The organism is Arthrobacter sp. NPDC056886, assembly GCF_042788715.1.
In the GTDB taxonomy this organism is placed as follows: Bacteria; Actinomycetota; Actinomycetes; order Actinomycetales; family Micrococcaceae; genus Arthrobacter.
Genome location: NZ_JBHUBT010000005.1, coordinates 44,369 through 60,090 on the forward strand (window position 1 = coordinate 44,369; position 15,722 = coordinate 60,090).

General features: G+C 66.7%; 14 protein-coding genes. 6 read left to right on the forward strand and 8 right to left on the reverse strand.

Annotation, left to right across the window (positions count from 1 at the left end; genetic code table 11):
- Positions 1-40: 40 nt before the first annotated feature.
- From ACFRJ8_RS10095 to ACFRJ8_RS10110, 4 genes are read right to left on the reverse strand one after another with little or no spacing between them, the layout of a single operon-like run.
- Positions 41-814 carry an ABC transporter ATP-binding protein gene (locus ACFRJ8_RS10095; protein WP_377985974.1) on the reverse strand — a complete coding sequence of 258 codons (774 nt, stop codon included), beginning with the start codon at positions 812-814 and terminating at the stop codon, positions 41-43.
- A complete protein-coding gene (locus ACFRJ8_RS10100; protein ID WP_377985975.1) occupies positions 811-1,908 on the reverse strand; it encodes an ABC transporter ATP-binding protein in 1,098 nt (365 codons plus the stop codon). The genes ACFRJ8_RS10095 and ACFRJ8_RS10100 overlap by 4 nt, the downstream gene beginning before the upstream one ends.
- The gene (locus tag ACFRJ8_RS10105; RefSeq protein WP_377985976.1) at positions 1,905-2,873 is read right to left on the reverse strand and encodes a branched-chain amino acid ABC transporter permease; all 969 of its coding nucleotides are present in this window, start codon (positions 2,871-2,873) and stop codon (positions 1,905-1,907) included. Before ACFRJ8_RS10105 ends, ACFRJ8_RS10100 begins: the two co-directional genes overlap by 4 nt.
- Positions 2,874-2,882: 9 nt before the next feature.
- Positions 2,883-4,145 carry a branched-chain amino acid ABC transporter permease gene (locus ACFRJ8_RS10110; RefSeq protein WP_377985977.1) on the reverse strand — a complete coding sequence of 421 codons (1,263 nt, stop codon included), beginning with the start codon at positions 4,143-4,145 and terminating at the stop codon, positions 2,883-2,885.
- Between the two features lie 575 nt (positions 4,146-4,720).
- On the opposite strand from ACFRJ8_RS10110, the gene ACFRJ8_RS10115 reads away from it, so the two are divergent.
- Together ACFRJ8_RS10115 and ACFRJ8_RS10120 are read left to right on the forward strand one after the other, a co-directional pair.
- Positions 4,721-5,659 (forward strand): hypothetical protein, encoded by a 939-nt coding sequence (locus tag ACFRJ8_RS10115; RefSeq protein WP_377985978.1) that lies wholly within the window; start codon positions 4,721-4,723, stop codon positions 5,657-5,659.
- A gap of 150 nt (positions 5,660-5,809) precedes the next feature.
- On the forward strand, positions 5,810-6,727 hold the full coding sequence (locus ACFRJ8_RS10120) for a Bax inhibitor-1/YccA family protein (RefSeq protein WP_377985979.1): 918 nt from the start codon (positions 5,810-5,812) through the stop codon (positions 6,725-6,727).
- 120 nt (positions 6,728-6,847) lie between these two features.
- Here the strand turns inward: ACFRJ8_RS10120 and ACFRJ8_RS10125 are convergent, their stop codons facing one another.
- Both ACFRJ8_RS10125 and galK read right to left on the reverse strand, forming a co-directional pair.
- Complete coding sequence (locus ACFRJ8_RS10125; RefSeq protein WP_377985980.1) at positions 6,848-8,086, reverse strand: acetyl-CoA C-acetyltransferase; 1,239 nt, start codon at positions 8,084-8,086, stop codon at positions 6,848-6,850.
- Between the two features lie 20 nt (positions 8,087-8,106).
- Positions 8,107-9,267: a galactokinase gene (galK, locus tag ACFRJ8_RS10130; protein ID WP_377986238.1), complete on the reverse strand. Its 1,161-nt coding sequence runs from the start codon at positions 9,265-9,267 to the stop codon at positions 8,107-8,109.
- A 76-nt stretch (positions 9,268-9,343) separates the two neighbouring features.
- Here galK and ACFRJ8_RS10135 point away from each other — a divergent pair, with 76 nt between their 5' ends.
- The 4 genes from ACFRJ8_RS10135 to ACFRJ8_RS10150 all read left to right on the forward strand — a co-directional run bounded on the left by ACFRJ8_RS10135 (position 9,344) and on the right by ACFRJ8_RS10150 (position 13,629).
- Positions 9,344-10,309, forward strand: a complete 966-nt coding sequence (locus ACFRJ8_RS10135) for an aldose 1-epimerase family protein (RefSeq protein ID WP_377985981.1) — start codon at positions 9,344-9,346, stop codon at positions 10,307-10,309.
- A 114-nt stretch (positions 10,310-10,423) separates the two neighbouring features.
- Complete coding sequence (locus ACFRJ8_RS10140) at positions 10,424-11,737, forward strand: AI-2E family transporter (RefSeq protein ID WP_377985982.1); 1,314 nt, start codon at positions 10,424-10,426, stop codon at positions 11,735-11,737.
- Between the two features lie 21 nt (positions 11,738-11,758).
- Entirely contained in the window at positions 11,759-12,997 is a 1,239-nt protein-coding gene (gene ilvA / locus ACFRJ8_RS10145; protein ID WP_377985983.1) for a threonine ammonia-lyase, read from the forward strand.
- 5 nt (positions 12,998-13,002) lie between these two features.
- A complete protein-coding gene (locus ACFRJ8_RS10150) occupies positions 13,003-13,629 on the forward strand; it encodes a rhomboid family intramembrane serine protease (protein WP_377985984.1) in 627 nt (208 codons plus the stop codon).
- A 165-nt stretch (positions 13,630-13,794) separates the two neighbouring features.
- Here ACFRJ8_RS10150 and greA read toward each other — a convergent pair whose 3' ends face one another.
- Together greA and ACFRJ8_RS10160 are read right to left on the reverse strand one after the other, a co-directional pair.
- Entirely contained in the window at positions 13,795-14,289 is a 495-nt protein-coding gene (gene greA / locus ACFRJ8_RS10155) for a transcription elongation factor GreA (protein WP_229992877.1), read from the reverse strand.
- Positions 14,290-14,554: 265 nt separating this feature from the next.
- The gene (locus ACFRJ8_RS10160) at positions 14,555-15,658 is read right to left on the reverse strand and encodes an alkaline phosphatase family protein (RefSeq protein ID WP_377985985.1); all 1,104 of its coding nucleotides are present in this window, start codon (positions 15,656-15,658) and stop codon (positions 14,555-14,557) included.
- Positions 15,659-15,722: the final 64 nt, after the last annotated feature.

Here is a 15,722-nt window from a genome sequence, read left to right on the forward strand (position 1 = left end):
ACCGGCTGGTGACGGCCCCTGCGGGGAATGCTGCCGACCGCTATTCGACAGTGTCTGCGAGCGTCCCCAGGTAGAGCTGGATGACCTTGGGATCTTTCATAAGTTCCCGGCCTGTACCTGTGTAAGCGTCCTTGCCCTGGTCCAGAACGTAGGCGCGGTCGCAGATCTGCAGGCAACGGCGCGCGTTTTGCTCCACCATGATGACGGAGACGCCGGCCCGGTTGATCTCGTGGACCCGGAGGAAGGTCTCATCCTGCTTGACAGGGGAGAGGCCTGCGGAGGGCTCATCGAGCAGCAGCACGGCGGGGTCCATCATGAGGGCCCGCCCCATGGCGACCATCTGGCGTTCGCCTCCGGAGAGCGAGCCGGCCCGCTGGGCGCGCCGTTTGCCGAGCTCCGGGAACAGTTCGGAGACAAAGTCGAACCGTTGAGCGAAGTCCTTGGGCCGCTGGAACATGCCCATCTGCAGGTTTTCCTCGATGGTCAGGGCGGCGAACACGTTGTTGTTCTGCGGAACGAAGCCGACGCCCTTGGTGACCAGCTTGTTGGCCTTGAGCCCGGTGATGTCCTGCCCGCGGACCACGACCGAGCCGGAGTGGACCTTGACCAGGCCGAACATGGCCTTCAGCAGCGTGGACTTGCCGGCGCCGTTGGGGCCGATGATGCCGATCAGCTCACCCTTGCGGGCTTCGATGCTGCAGCCGTTGAGGATGTTGACGCCGGGGAGGTAGCCGGCCACCAGATCGGTGACCTTCACGACCGAGTCGCCATCGAAGGCGGGCTGGGCGGCCGGTGCCGCGCTGGTGGCGCTCATTCTGTGTCCTTCTCTGTGCGGTTCGGCTCGTCGGCGCTGGTCGGCTCTCCGGCGCTGCGGCGGCCGCGCGTCGTCCCGCTCGTCTCCGTTTCCTCCGCCTCGGTGGTGAGGACGTCGGCGGAGATGATGCCGGCGTTTTCAGTGCCGACGATCGATTTGTCGTCGGCGACCAGTTCGGCGGCCAGTTCCTTGATGCCCTCGGCGTCGCCGAGATCGACGTCGTGGTGGGCGCCGAGGTAGGCGTCGATCACTGCCGGGTTCTTCATGACCTCAGCGGGAGGCCCTTCGGCGACGATCTTGCCTTCGGCCATCACGACCACCCAGTCGGCGATGTGGCGGACCATGTTCATGTCGTGCTCAACGAACAAGACGGTCATGCCCTCGGCCTTGAGGTTCTTGATGTGGTCCAGCAGCGACTGCGTCAGCGCCGGGTTGACGCCGGCCATCGGCTCGTCGAGCATGACCAGCTTGGGCCGGACCATGAGGGACCGGGCCATTTCCAGCAGCTTGCGCTGCCCGCCGGAGAGTGACGCTGCGTAGTCGTCCCTCTTGGCGTCCAGTTTGAACTTCTCCAGCAGCACGTTGGCTTCCTGGGTGATCTTCTTTTCCTGGCCGCCCCAGATGCCCTTGAACAAGGCCTTGGACAGCCGCTCGCCGGACTGGCTGGAGGCGCCGAGGCGCATGTTCTCCAGGACGGTGAGTTTGCCCATGACCTTGGTGAGCTGGAACGTGCGCACCATTCCCATCCGGGCCACCTTGTAGGAGGAGACACCCGCGAGGCTCTGGCCTTCGAACTGCCATGTACCCGAGTTCGGGGTGTCGAATCCCGTGAGGAGGTTGAACAAGGTGGTCTTGCCGGCGCCGTTGGGTCCAATCAATGCGGTGATCTTGTGCCGCGGGATCTCGAGGTACTGGACGTCGACGGCGTTGATGCCGCCGAAGCTGCGGGTGACGTTTTCCGCCACCACGATCGGATCACGCTTCTTGCAGCCGGGCGCGATCTCCCCGGCGGCGATCGGACGGGTGTCCGTCATGTAGTCGATTTCTTCCGACGTGCGGGGTTCCTCGCGCGACTCTTCGCTTGGAATGCTCATGCGAATGCCAGCTCCTTCTTATTGCCGAGAACGCCCTGGGGCCTGAAGATCATCAGCAGCATGAGGGCCACGCCTACCAGGATGTACCGCAGCTGCCCGGCCTGGACCGTGTTCAGCCACGTGATGGTGCCCGACTCGATCAGGCCGTAGAGGATGCCCTGGGTGAGCGAGAGCACCACCCAGAAGATCATGGCGCCGACCACCGGGCCGAGCACAGTGCCGAGGCCGCCGAGCAGCAGGCACGTGTACAGGAAGAAGGTCAGTTCCGTGCCGTAGTTGGCAGGCTGAACCGCGCCGCGGGGAATCGTGAAGATCATGCCTGCCAGGGCTCCGAGCGCGCCGCCGATGATCAGGGACTGCATCTTGTAGGCGTACACGTTCTTGCCGAGCGAGCGGACGGCGTTCTCGTCCTCGCGGATGCCCTTGAGCACACGGCCCCAAGGGCTGCGCATCAGCAGCCAGACAATGAGGCAGAACAAGGCCACGACTGCCCAGGCCACGACCCGGATGAAGAAGTCACGGTTGTTCATGCCGACATAGGTCCCCGGCGGGAAGGGGTTCATCGCGTAGAAGTCGCCCTCGAAGGCCGCCAGGCCGTTGGCCGAACCGGTAATGGCGGTCAGCTGGTTGGTCGTGACGATATAGCGCACGATTTCGGCCGCCGCGATGGTCACGATGGCCAGGTAGTCCGCCCGCAGCCGCAGCGTCGGGATGCCGAGCAGCAGGGCGAAGATGGCGGAGCAGACGACGGCGATGAGCAGCCCGACGAAGAACGGCACGTGGAACGTCAGGGTTGAGATGGCGAAGCCGTAGGCACCCACTGCCATGAAGCCTGCCTGGCCGAAGTTGAGCAGGCCGGTGTAGCCGAAGTGGACCGCGAGGCCGAGGGTGGCCAGGGCGTAGGCGGCTGTCGTCGGGCTGAAGAGTTCGCCGGCGGCGCTGGAAAATATGAATCCGAAATCCATGGCTGTCTCCTAACCTACGCGCTCGCGGCGGCCCAGAATGCCCTGAGGCCGGAACAAGAGGACAACAATCATGATGAACAACGCTCCCACGTATTTGAGGTCGGCTGCGAGGCCGAACACGGTGGTCAGCTCAACGAAGATGCCGACGATGATGGAACCGACCAGGGCGCCCCAGACCGTGCCGAGGCCGCCCAGGGTGACACTGGCGAAGATGAGCAGCAGGATCTGCGAGCCCATGTCGAAGGTGACGCCGGGCCGGTAGTAAGCCCAGAGGATGCCGCCGAGGGCGGCGAGCATGCCGCCGACCACCCAGACGATCCGGATGACGGAGTCGACGTCGATGCCGGAGGCCGCGGCCAGGGCCGGGTTGTCGGCCACCGCGCGGGTGGCCTTGCCGAGGCGGGTCTTGAGCAGAACGACGCCGAGGACGGCGATCACGACGGCGCTGATGATGAGGGACCAAAGGTTGTTGGGGGAGATCGAGATCGGGCCGATCAGGATTTCCACGCTCTGGGCGAACGGCAGCTGCTGGGTGGCGCCGCCGAAATAGAACTGGATGATGTAGCGCACGGACAGGGCGAGGCCGATGCTGACGATCATCATCGGAACAAGTCCGGTTCCGCGGCGCCGCAGTGGCTTCCACAGTCCCGCGTCCTGGACGTAGCCGAACACGCCGCCGCCGATGACCGCCAGGATGATGGCCAGCCAGAACGGAAGCTGCATGGCGTTGAAGGCGAACACCAGCACCGCGCCCAGCGTGACCATTTCACCGTGGGCGAAGTTGGTCAGGCCGGTAGTGCCGAAGATCAGGGACAGGCCCACGGCCGCGAGGGCGAGCAACAGGCCGAAGCTCAGGCCGGCCACTAGCCGGTTGAGCAGGTTCTGCCCGAAGTTCTCCTCCGCCACGACGATGCCCTTACCAAAGGTGAAGATCACCGAGAGGTTTGAGGTCTGGCTGAAGGTGACCTTGCGGGGGTTCTCCTGGCCCTCGGCCAGTTTGATGCCCTGCGGAAGCGTGGACTCGTCGAGTTTGACCTCGTAGGTCCCCTGGGTGGGGACGCCAATGGTCCAGGCCCCGTTGGGTCCCGATTTCGTGGTTCCCGTGAAATCGCCGCTTGTGGCGGTGATGGTTACCCCAGGGATCGGTGCGCGGTCGTCGCCGCGCAGGAAGCCGCTGATGCTGTTGGTGAACTGGGTTGCCGACGGGGATGGTGTCGGCGACGGGGTCGTGGCGCTTGATGCCGGGGCAACGATGAGCAGTAGCGCAGCCATGGCGGCAAATACTGCCCCCACAGCCCTCAGTAGTCTGCCGCGCCGTCTCTGCGACAGGCCGCTCGTTGTGCTTCTCAAATTGAAAACCTCCACATGGGGGTGCTGTGGGTTGCGCCTTTGCAACCGTTGCGAACGGTCAGGGGACGAGCGCCTCGCAAAACTGTCGTTCGTTGTGATGTCCGTCACCCTGTGTGGCCTATGCTACAGCCCGTGGGAGGCAATGAATGCCGCTGCGAGCAGGGAGAACGTCGCGATCGGGTAACAACCGTGTAGGCACGGCGACACCGTGCTGTAGCCCTGCTAAAGAAAACTTTTGTTGATTCCGAGTATGCCTAAACAGTGGCCGGCCCGGCCCCGGTCCGCCCGGCCGACCCGGGGCATGTGAGGCCGTCCGGCGACGCCCCGTCCGGTCTGCGGAACCGACAAATCCAAGCTTTTTCCAAGTCCTCGCGCGTTATGGTGCGAAGAGCGCCTGAACCGAAGTCCTGAGCGGAAGTCCGGAACCGAAGTCCAGAACCCGCTGGCCGGATCTATCGGCCTGGGACACGGGGCGGCGTGGATGGCAGGGGCCGATCGTGGAGGGCCGACTGATGAACCGGGTGGTCAAGCTGTGCCTCGCGGGTTCGCTTGTGCTGGCGATCCTGGGTATTCCGGCGCTGAGCCTCGGACCCGAGACCGCCGGGGCGCAGGCCTGCGTTCCCTCCACAGCGGCACTCACCGACCCCTATCCCGGGATCCAGGCGGCAGCCTCCAGCTTTGAATCGGGCACCTTGGACGGATTCGGCGTCACGACGGCAGGGACCGGAAATGCCTCCGTGTCCACCGGGCCCTCGCGCTCCGGCAGTTGTGCCGCACGCCTGCACACCACCGCCGCGCCCGGCTCCATCGCCAGGCTGACCGTGGGTCTGGCCCCCGGGAACACCGAGGCGTATGCGGACGGATGGTTCAATATCGCCGCTGAGGGAATGGCAGGGAACAATGTTCCTTACTTCCGGTTCTTTTCCGGCGGCGTCCGCGTCCTGGATGTTTTCCGGCAGAACATATCCCATGAGCTGGTGCTCCGCACCTCGTCACCGGCAGGCTTCGCGTACACGACGTTGCGGCGGGACGTCCCCACTGACTCCTGGCACCGGCTGGTCATGCACGTGGTCCCCAACGGTCCGCAGACCACCGTCCAAATCTGGTGGGACGGGCGTTCCGTCTACACGGGCACTGTCAGTATTTCCGCGACGACACTCGACACGGTCCAGCTCGGCTCCGAACACGATCAGCAAATGGCCGACATCTATATCGACGACGTCACTGTCAACAGCGGCACGGGAACCCCGGCGCCGGTCCCCGGCCCGCTGCCGGAGCCGAAGGGGGACCCGTCGCAGCGGCTCGACGATTTCCGTGGTGACGGACCAGCCGCCGTGCTGGCAGCCGGCACCGGTGCGAGGCGCACCGGCGTCCCCGACGGCCCGGACGACCGGCTCCCACGCGGCAATCCCGGGCCTGAAGATCCCGCCGAATAAGGTCACGGTTCGGTTGCGGCGGCTCCCTGGGGGAACTATCCCTCCCCGTCGGCCGTGGGAATTGGTAGCGTGACTATACAAGATCCCTTTTCGTGTGGTCCGCATCGCACCGGAACATCACCCACCCCCTTATTTTGGAGGACACCCGCAATGGCAACTGGCGGAAACCCGATCTTCAGCGGAAAGAATTTCCGCGAAGCCACCCAGGCACCGCCTGCCCCGCAGGCCCCGTATGGCCAGAACCCGTACGGTCAGAACCCCTATGGGCAGAACACCTACGGCCAGGCCCCGGGCCAGGGTGGGTGGAATTCGGCGCAGCAGGGCATGACCCAGGAACAGCTCCAGGACCTGTACAACCGTCCGGCTGCCGGACCGGCCGACATCGGCCGGATGACGTACGACGACGTCATCGTCAAGACTGCCGGGTGCCTTGGCATCCTGGTGGTCGGTGCCGCAGTGGCGCTCGCCGTCCCGCAGGGCACGGGATCCATGCTGATGATCCTCGGGGCCCTGGGCGGCTTCGCCCTCGCGATGGTCAACACCTTCAAGAAGCAGCCGTCACCCGGACTGATCCTGGCCTACGCCCTGCTCGAAGGGTTCTTCCTCGGCGGCCTGACCCGCATCCTTGACAACCTCTTCCCGGGAGTCGGCATCCAGGCCGTCGTTGGGACGCTCTCCGTCTTCGCCGTGACGCTCGTGCTGTTCAAGAGCGGCAAGGTCCGGGCGACGCCCAAACTCATGCGGTTCTTCTTGATCGCCATGATTGGCTATGCGGTGTTTGCGCTGGTCAACGTCGTCATGATGATGACCGGAGCCGTTAACTCGCCATTTGGCCTGAGCACCAGCGTGGAGATCATGGGCATCCCGCTCGGCGTCTTCATCGGCTTCCTGGCGATCGGCCTGGCCGCCTTCTCCCTGATCATGGACTTCACGTCCATCGAGGCTGCCATCAGCGCCGGAGCCCCACAGCGCTTCTCCTGGACCGCCGCCTTCGGCCTTACGGTCACGCTGGTCTGGCTCTACGTCGAGATCATCCGACTGCTGGCCATCCTCCGCGGCGACGAGTAACCGCCGTCGTACCTGTCGGCCCTGTATTCAACGAGGAGCCCCGCCCGTCGGCGGGGCTCCTCGCGTTTGCGGCTACTGGCACCTGCCGCCCCTCAACTGCCAGGCGTCAGCTGGGGCCCGTCAGCTGAGCCGCTCCAGCACTACCGCCATGCCCTGTCCGCCGCCGACGCATAGCGTCGCCAGGCCGAGGGAGGCGTCGCGGGCGCGGAGCCCGTTGATCAGCGTGGTGGTCATTCGGGCGCCGGTCATCCCGAAGGGGTGGCCGAGCGCGATGGCGCCGCCGTGGACGTTAAGCTTCTCCGGATCGATGGCGAGCTCCCGTGCGCTGGCCACCACCTGGACCGCAAATGCTTCATTGAGCTCCACAAGGTCGATGTCGCGCATGCTCAGCCCGGCGATCGTGAGCGCCCGGCGGGTGGCTTCCACCGGGCCCATGCCCATCAGCTCCGGGGACAGGGCGCTGACGCCGGTGCAGACGATCCGGGCCAGCGGCTCCAGGCCGAGCTCGCGGGCCCGCGCGTCACTCATGACCACGACGGCGGCGGCCCCGTCATTGAGCGGACAGGCGTTCCCGGCCGTCACCGTGCCGCCGCTGCGGAAGACCGGCTGCAGCGCACCGACGGCCTCCGCTGTGACGCCGGGACGCGGCGAATCGTCGCGGTCCACCACCGTGCCGTCGGCGCGGGTGTACGGCGTGATTTCGCGGGCGTAGAACCCGGAGGCGATGGCAGCCTCGGCCCGGTTCTGGCTGAGCACCGCCCAGTCGTCCTGCTCCGCGCGGGTGATGCCGTAGCTTGTGGCGACGTTCTCCGCCGTCTGGCCCATGGCGATGTACACGTCCGGCATCCGGCTGCCCAGGCGCGGGTCGGTCCACGGTGTGTTTGAGGCCGCGCGGGCCTCGGTGCGTTTCCGGGCCGCCTCGAAGCGCGGGTTGTGCGTGCTCGCGTCGGTCTCGCCGGCGCCGGCCCATTCCTGGTAGCGGGACACCGCCTCTACGCCGGCGGCAACGAACGCCTGGCCTTCGCCGGCTTTGATGGCGTGGAAGGCCATCCGGAGCGTCTGCAGGCTGGAGGCACAAAAACGGTTGATAGTGGCGGCCGGAACGTTGTCCAGCCCTGCCAGGATGCTGACCACGCGGGCCATGTTGGAGCCGGCCTCGCCGCTGGGCTCGGCGCACCCCAGGTAGATGTCGTCCAGGCCACGTCCCGGCCCGGCGGCGGCATCAAACGCAGGAATCCCGGCGAGGGCCGCCGTGACCATGGCGGCGGCGAGATCGTCCGGCCGCTCGTCCTTGAGGGACCCCTTGAACGCCCGCCCGATCGGGCTCCGGGCAGTGGAAACGATGACAGCTTCTGGCATGCGCCCAGACTACGCCCCGCCTAGGCCACGCGCATGGCCCCTGCCGCGGGCCTGACGCTGAAGATCTCCGGCGCGGCGTATCCGGCCCGGGCGAAGGCCCGTTCGACGGCGGCACGCACCTGCTGCGCCGATCCTGCCGGGATCAGGGCGATCGCGGAGCCGCCGAAGCCGCCGCCGGTCATGCGTGCCCCGACCGCGCCGGCGGACCGCGCCGTGTCCACGGCCAGGTCCAGCTCGGCGCAGGAGATCTCGAAGTCATCGCGCATCGAGGCATGGGACGCATCCAGCAGCGGGCCGATAGCGGCCGGGCCCAGGGTGTCCAGCAGCTCCACCGTCTGCAGGACGCGGTCGTTCTCGGTGACCACATGCCGGAGGCGGCGGAACGTCTCCTGGTCCAGAAGCCCGCTGGCCTCCTCCAGGTCCTCGAATCCGACGTCGCGCAGCGCCGGCACTCCGAGGACCTCGGCGGCGAGTTCGCACGATTCCCGCCGGGCCGCGTACCCGCCGTCGGCGTGGGAATGGGAAACGCGGGTGTCGATGACCAGCAGCACCAGCCCCGCGGCGTCGGCGTCGAACGGCACCAACCGGACGCTCTGGTCCCGGCAGTCGAGGAATACGGCGTGGCCGGCCGTGGCCCGGAGCGAGGCGGACTGGTCCATGATGCCGGTGGGCGCGCCGACGAAGTCGTTCTCCGCCCGCTGGGTAGCCAGGACCATGTCCTGCGCGGAGAGGTTGGCATCCATGAGCTCATTCAGTGCCGAAATGACGGCACATTCGATCGCATGGGAGGACGACAAGCCGGCGCCGCGGGGGACATCGGAGTCCAGGAGCAGGTCCACTCCGGGAACCGGCAGGCCCTGCTGTTGCAGGGCCCAGATGACCCCCAGCGGGTACTTTGTCCAGCCCTTGGCGCTGGCGCGTGCCAGCGAGCCGGTGTCCGCGGTGGTCAGACCCTGGTTCCCAAACGTGGAGAGCATCCGCACGGTGGAATCCGGCCGGACCCTGAGCGCCACCCGGGCCGACCGGTCGATGGCGAACGGCAGGACGAAGCCCTCGTTGTAATCGGTGTGCTCGCCAATGAGGTTGACGCGTCCCGGCGCCCGCCACACGCCGTCGGGCCCGGCGCCGAAGACCGCCTCGAACCGGGCGGCGAGCCCGCTGCTGTCCAGGGGAGGATTCATGGCCTGGCGCCCGCGCTGCTGGAAGTCATGGAACCAAGGTATACGGGTTGCCGGGCAGGTCTGTACGGTGGTCACCATGGATCTCTCAGCGACGCCCTCGGCAGCCGGCCCCGATGAAACCATGCGGCGGTACGCCACCGGGCGGCAGTACGAGCTCCGGCGCGGCGACGCCCTGGCCGTCGTCACCGAACTCGCCGCCAGCCTGCGGCTTTACAGCCGCGGAGACACTGCCCTGACGGAGAGCTACGGCGATGCCGACATTCCGCCCGGCGCCACCGGCATCACCCTGGCGCCGTGGGCCAACCGGGTGGAGGACGGCGTCTGGTACCTCAACGGCAAGAAGCTGCAGCTCGACATCACCGAAGTCTCCCGCAACAACGCCAGCCACGGGTTGCTGCGGAACGCCTCCTACGAACTCGTGGACGAAGACGAGTTCTCCGTGACCCTGGAAGCGGCCGTCTTCCCGCAGCACGGCTATCCGTTCCTGCTCCGGCACCGGGTCCGCTACGAACTGGCGGAGGACCTGGGGCTCGTGGTGCGCCAAACCCTCATCAACGACTCCCAGGGCCCCGCGCCGTTCGTGCTTGGCGCGCACCCGTACCTGCGGCTGGGCGATGTGCCCAGCGAGGACCTCACAGTGAGCGTGGATGCCCGGACCCGGCTGGTGGCCGATGACCGCCTCATCCCGCGCAGCACCGAGCCGGTCGGCGGCGACTTCGACCTGCGCGGCGGCCGGCTGGTGGGGAGTCTGGACCTCGATTCGGCTTATACGGACCTGGCGTTCGACGGCGGTGTCGCCCGGCACACGCTGCGCTCACCCGACGGGCGGACGGTAAGCCTGTGGCAGGATGCGGGCTGCGGCTACGTCCATGTCTTCGTGACGACCGAGTTTCCTGGCCGGTCGAAGGCGGTCGCGATCGAGCCGATGACCGGGCCGGCCAACGCATTCAACAGCGGCGAGGGCCTGCGCTGGCTCGCGCCGGGGGAGCAGTTCTCCATGACCTGGGGTATCTCGGCCTCGCTGGCAACCACCGCAGGCTGACCCCACGGGCTGACCTGCCGGCCCAGCCTGGCGGGCGGGCCCCAACGGCTGGCCCGCAGGCCGGTTGCTGGCCGCTGGTTTCCTATTCATCGGCTGCTGCGGAATCATGGGGCTATGACGCCAGCTGAGGACGCCGCACCCGCCACAAGCCCTACCCCTTCCGCGGCCGGGACGGGGGGGCGTGCCGGGGCCCGGTCACGGACCGACCGCGAGATCGACCAGGACATTCCCTATGGTGTGCGGATCGCGGCCGCCTGGGCGTGGCGTGCCGGGCTGATCCTGCTCGTGCTCGCGGGCCTGGTGTGGCTGCTCAGCCATGTCAGTTTCCTCATCATCCCAGTCATGGTGGCCGCCCTCCTCTCAGGGCTCCTCAGCCCCGCTGTGCGCTGGATGGCCAAAAACAGCGTGCCCAAGGGGCTTGCCGTCGCAATCACCGTGCTCGGCTTCATCGGCATAATCGTCGGTGCCCTGACCCTGGTGGGGCGCCAGCTCATGCAGGGCTTCGGCGAGCTGTGGTCGGAGGCGCTCATGGGCGTGCAGCAGGTCCAGACCTGGCTGTCCGAAGGCCCGCTGCATCTGACCGCCGCACAGATCGACAAGTACATTGAGGACGCCACCGCCGCGCTGCAGAACAACAGCAGCAGCATCCTCAGCGGTGCCCTGACGTTCGGGAGCACTGCCGGGCACTTCGCCGCCGGCCTGGTCCTGGCGTTGTTCGTGCTGATCTTCTTCCTGCTCGAAGGCGACAGGATCTGGGCCTTCCTCGTCAGCCTCATGCCCCGGAAAGCGCGCCGCGCCACCGACGGCGCAGGCCGCCGCGGCTGGACTTCCATGGTCAGTTACGCGCGCATCCAAATGTTCGTCGCGTTCGTGGACGCCGTCGGAATCGGCGTCGGCGCCGCCATCATTGGCGTGCCGCTCGCGCTGCCGCTGGGCGTGCTGGTCTTCCTGGGTTCCTTCATCCCGGTGGTCGGCGCGCTGGTCACGGGCGCCATCGCCGTGCTGCTGGCGCTGGTGGCCAACGGGCCCATCAACGCGCTCATCATGCTGGCGATCGTGCTTGGCGTCCAGCAGCTCGAAAGCCACATCCTGCAGCCGCTGGTCATGGGCAAGGCCGTCTCCCTCCACCCCGTGGCCGTGATCCTGTCCGTCGCGGCGGGTTCCTACCTCGCCGGGATCCCCGGCGCACTGTTCTCCGTTCCGATCCTGGCCGTAGCAAACTCGTCGATTCGCTACATTGCCGGCAGAACGTGGGAACATGATGAAGTGCTGGCAACCGGGGGACCAGAAGGCAGCCCTGCCCTCGAACCCCGCGCAGACACCACCTTCAAAGACGTCCATCTGCCGGGCCGAACCCCCGGCCGCGAGGGCGCCGCACCCAACAGCGGTGCTCCGGGCAGCGATGCCGGACGGGGCACCGACGCCTGATCCGAAGAAGGAGAATAGTTCGTGAATACCCTTGAGAGCCTGCCCGTCACGCTGGACGCTGTCCTGGAGGCGCAGAAGCTGCTCGACGGGATTATTACGCGGACGCCGGTGGAATCATCGCGGGCCCTCGGCGCCACGGTGGGCGGCGACGTCTTCCTCAAGTGCGAAAACCTCCAGCGCGCCGGCTCCTTCAAGGTCCGCGGCGCCTATGTGCGGATGGCCAAGCTCTCCGACGCCGAAAAGAAGCGCGGCGTCGTGGCGGCCTCTGCCGGAAACCATGCCCAGGGCGTGGCTGTCGCAGCCAAGAGCCTCGGCATCAAGGCCCGGATCTACATGCCGCTCGGCGTCGCACTGCCCAAGCTGGCCGCCACCCGCAGCCACGGCGCCGAGGTGGTGCTGCACGGCCACAACGTGGACGAGGCGCTTGCCGAAGCCAAGCGCTACGCCGATGAAAGCGGCGCCGTCTTTGTCCACCCCTTCGACGACGTCGACGTCGTCGCAGGCCAGGGGACGGTGGGGCTGGAAATCCTCGAACAGGTCCCCGACGTCGACACCATCCTCATGGGCGTCGGCGGCGGCGGCCTCCTCGCGGGCGTAGCCGTCGCCGTGAAGGCACGCGCCAAGGAACTCGGCCGGAACATCCGCATTATTGGCGTCCAGGCCGAGAACGCCGCCGCGTACCCTCCCTCGCTCGCCGCTGACGCCCTCGTCCCGCTCAAGAAGGTCTCCACCATGGCGGACGGCATCGCCGTGGGCCGGCCGGGCCAGCTGCCGTTCAGCATCATCCGCGAGCTGGTCGACGACGTCGTCACCGTCAGCGAGGACGCCCTGGCCAGGGCGCTGATCTTCCTGCTGGAGCGCACCAAGATGGTGGTGGAACCTGCCGGGGCCGTCGGCGTCGCGGCGCTCATGGAAGGCAAGATCGAAAACCCCGGAACCGTTGCGGTGGTCCTCTCGGGCGGCAACATCGACCCCATGCTGATGCTCAAGGTCATCCAGCGCGGCCTCTCCGCCGCCGGCCGGTACATGACGGTGCGGATGATGCTGGATGACCGTCCGGGCTCCCTGGCCACCATCGCCCGCATCATCGCCGAAAACGACGCCAACGTCACTGGACTGGACCACACCCGGGTGGGCGGCTCCATCAGCATGGGCGACGTCTCCATCACCGTCAACCTGGAAACGAAGGGCCACGAGCACTGCAGCCAGGTCCTTGCGGCGCTGCGCGCCGAGGGTTTCCAGCCGATCGTGGTGCACTAGGGGCCATGGTGACGGATGTGTCCCCGGGAGGGCCGCCGGGAGTTGGGGACAATGCCGCGGCACGGGCCCGCCGGGGACTGCTGGTGGTCGGCTCCTTCGTGGTGTTGCTCTACCTGATCGAGGTCGTCAACACCGCGCTGTTCCATTCCCTGAACCGCACCTTCGGGCTGCGGCCGCGCAGCCTGGACGGCGTACTGGACATCCTGACGTTTCCGCTGCTGCACTCCAGCCTTGCCCACCTGATGTCCAACACGCTCCCGCTGATCATCTTCGGGTTCCTGGTGTTCTTGTCAGGGCTGCGGGTGTTCATCACCGCCCTGGCCGCCAGCTGGCTGGCGTCCGGGCTCGTGGTGTGGCTCATCGGCGGCGCCAGCATCACGGTGGGCGCCTCCGGGCTGGTGTTCGGACTCTTCGCGTTCCTGCTGGTCCGCGGCTTCATCAACCGGAATTGGTGGCAGATCGTGCTGTCCGTGGTGCTGTTCATGGCCTACGGCGGCATCCTGTTCGGCGTTCTCCCCACCGTGGCCAGTTTCATCTCGTGGCAGGCCCACCTGGGCGGGGCGATCGGCGGCGTCGCGGCGGCGCTGCTGCTGAGCACCCGGCGCCCGGGGGCGCTGACCGCGGGACGCTGAGAATCCAGGGCGCTGAGAATCCAGGGCGCTGAGAATCCAGGGCGCTGAGAATCCAGCACGCTGACCAGCGAAACTGGCCAAAAAACACGACGCCGGCCTCCCCGCGAAGGGGAGACCGGCGTCGTTGTTTCGTGAAAGTGTTCCGGAACGGAACGTGGTGCGGTGTCAGCCGGCGTAGGGCTTGGCGGACATGATTTCCACCGTGATGTCCTTGCCGTTCGGGGCGGTGTAGCTGAGCTTGTCGCCCTCCTTGTGGCCGACAATGGCCGCGCCGAGGGGGGACTTCTCGCTGAAGACATCCAGATCCGAGTCGCCGGCGATCTCGCGGGAGCCGAGGAGGAAGGTTTCCTCGTCGCCTGCAATCTTGGCCACGACGATCATGCCGGGCTCGACGATGCCGTCGTCGGCCGGTGCCTCGCCGACGTGGGCGTCGCGCAGAAGGGCCGTGAGCTGCCGGATGCGGGCCTCGATCTTGCCCTGCTCCTCCTTGGCGGCGTGGTAGCCGCCGTTCTCCTTGAGGTCGCCCTCCTGGCGTGCGGCTTCGATCTTCTGGACGATTTCTGCCCGGCCGGGGCCGGAAAGGTTGTCCAGCTCTGCCTTCAGGCGGTCAAAAGCTTCCTGGGTAAGCCAAGCCGCAGTTGCGCTGTTGGTGGTAGACACGGACTTCTCCTTTGGGTGGTCATACAAGCAAAGACCCCGCCACGGTGGCCACTTTTATGACGCAGTAGCCAGCTCAGCGGGGGAAAGGTATTGATCCATTGTAGTCAATGCTGTGGATAAACCAAAGAGCACTGCGGCGTGCATCACACCGTGTCACAGGTCCGCCGTCCAGGTCCGCGGTCCAGGCCCGCGGTCCAGACCAGCGCAGGCCGGGCGGGCGATGGGGCAATCGGTGCCTCCACGGCCACCTGGGCCGCCGGGCCGGTCATGGCCGCGAGTTGAAGACGTCCGGTCCAAAACCGTCGACTCCGGGCGCTCCGGCATAGGCAAGACGCGGGAGCGAGAAAATGTCCTCGATCGTGGCCAGAAGGCTGTAGTGGCTGTACGTCTTGTCCGATGTTGTTCCGCCCCGGACGAAGGGGGAGAGCACCAAGGCGCCGACGCGGCCCCCGGCTGTTCCTCCGGGAACGCCCTTTGGGCCTCTGCTTGCACCGTCAGCTTCGTCAAAAGTAATGACAAGGACGCCGTCTTGCTTATAGGCCGGGGAGTCCAGAATCGCGGGTATCTGTTTCTGTAGCCAGACGTCGGCGCTGACCAGGCCTCCCTCCCTGCCGTCCGCGCACGGACTGTCATGCCCGTCATTGCATAAGTTGGGGCTGATGTAGGAAAGGTTGGGGGTGGTGGCTGCGGATTTAAGATCGCCGGCAAGTGCAGTGAAGTCGACCACGTTCTTCTGGCAATCCGGAGAGGATGTGATCGCCGCGAAGTAGACAAAGGGATTATGCCGGGTCGCGTATTCATCATCCGGTGAGGCGTCCTGGTTGAGGTCCTCGGCCCCGGTCTCAGGGTGCCGGCATGGAGTCTTCATCCCTTCCATGTAGCCCTTCCACGTTTTACCAGCCGCGCTGAGTTGCCCGGCGACGGTCGGTACCGAGGCGGGATAGATGCAGCCGGCGCCTTTCACCTGCCCCAGCGCGGCGGTGCCCGCCGGCACGAACGGGACATACGTGGCGCAATCGTTCCGGGTCATGGGGTTGGAGGCCTGCCCCGAAATCTGCGCAATGTAGTTGGGAGCAGAGTGATGGGCGATTGCGTAGTACTTGGAAAGCAACACGCCCTTGGAGCGAAGCGTCTCAGAGAGGTAGGGAGCGTCCGAGTCAGCGCCCCACGCCGCGTCGAATCCTTGATTCTCGAGATTGATCACAAACACGTGCCCAGGGCGGTCCGCGCGGGCGGCCGTCGCGGGCGCCTCATTATCCGCGGGGGAGCTGGGCTGGCAGCCCGAAACAGCAAAGACTACGGCCGCGGCCAGCACAACCAGGCCGGCAGCGCCCCGGCCGATGGTTCCCTTGGATTTTCCGGGGTTCATGCGCATCCCGCTTTCGTGTCGACGCGTGCAGCAGGCGGCCCGATACCGCTTGGGTCACGGAGTC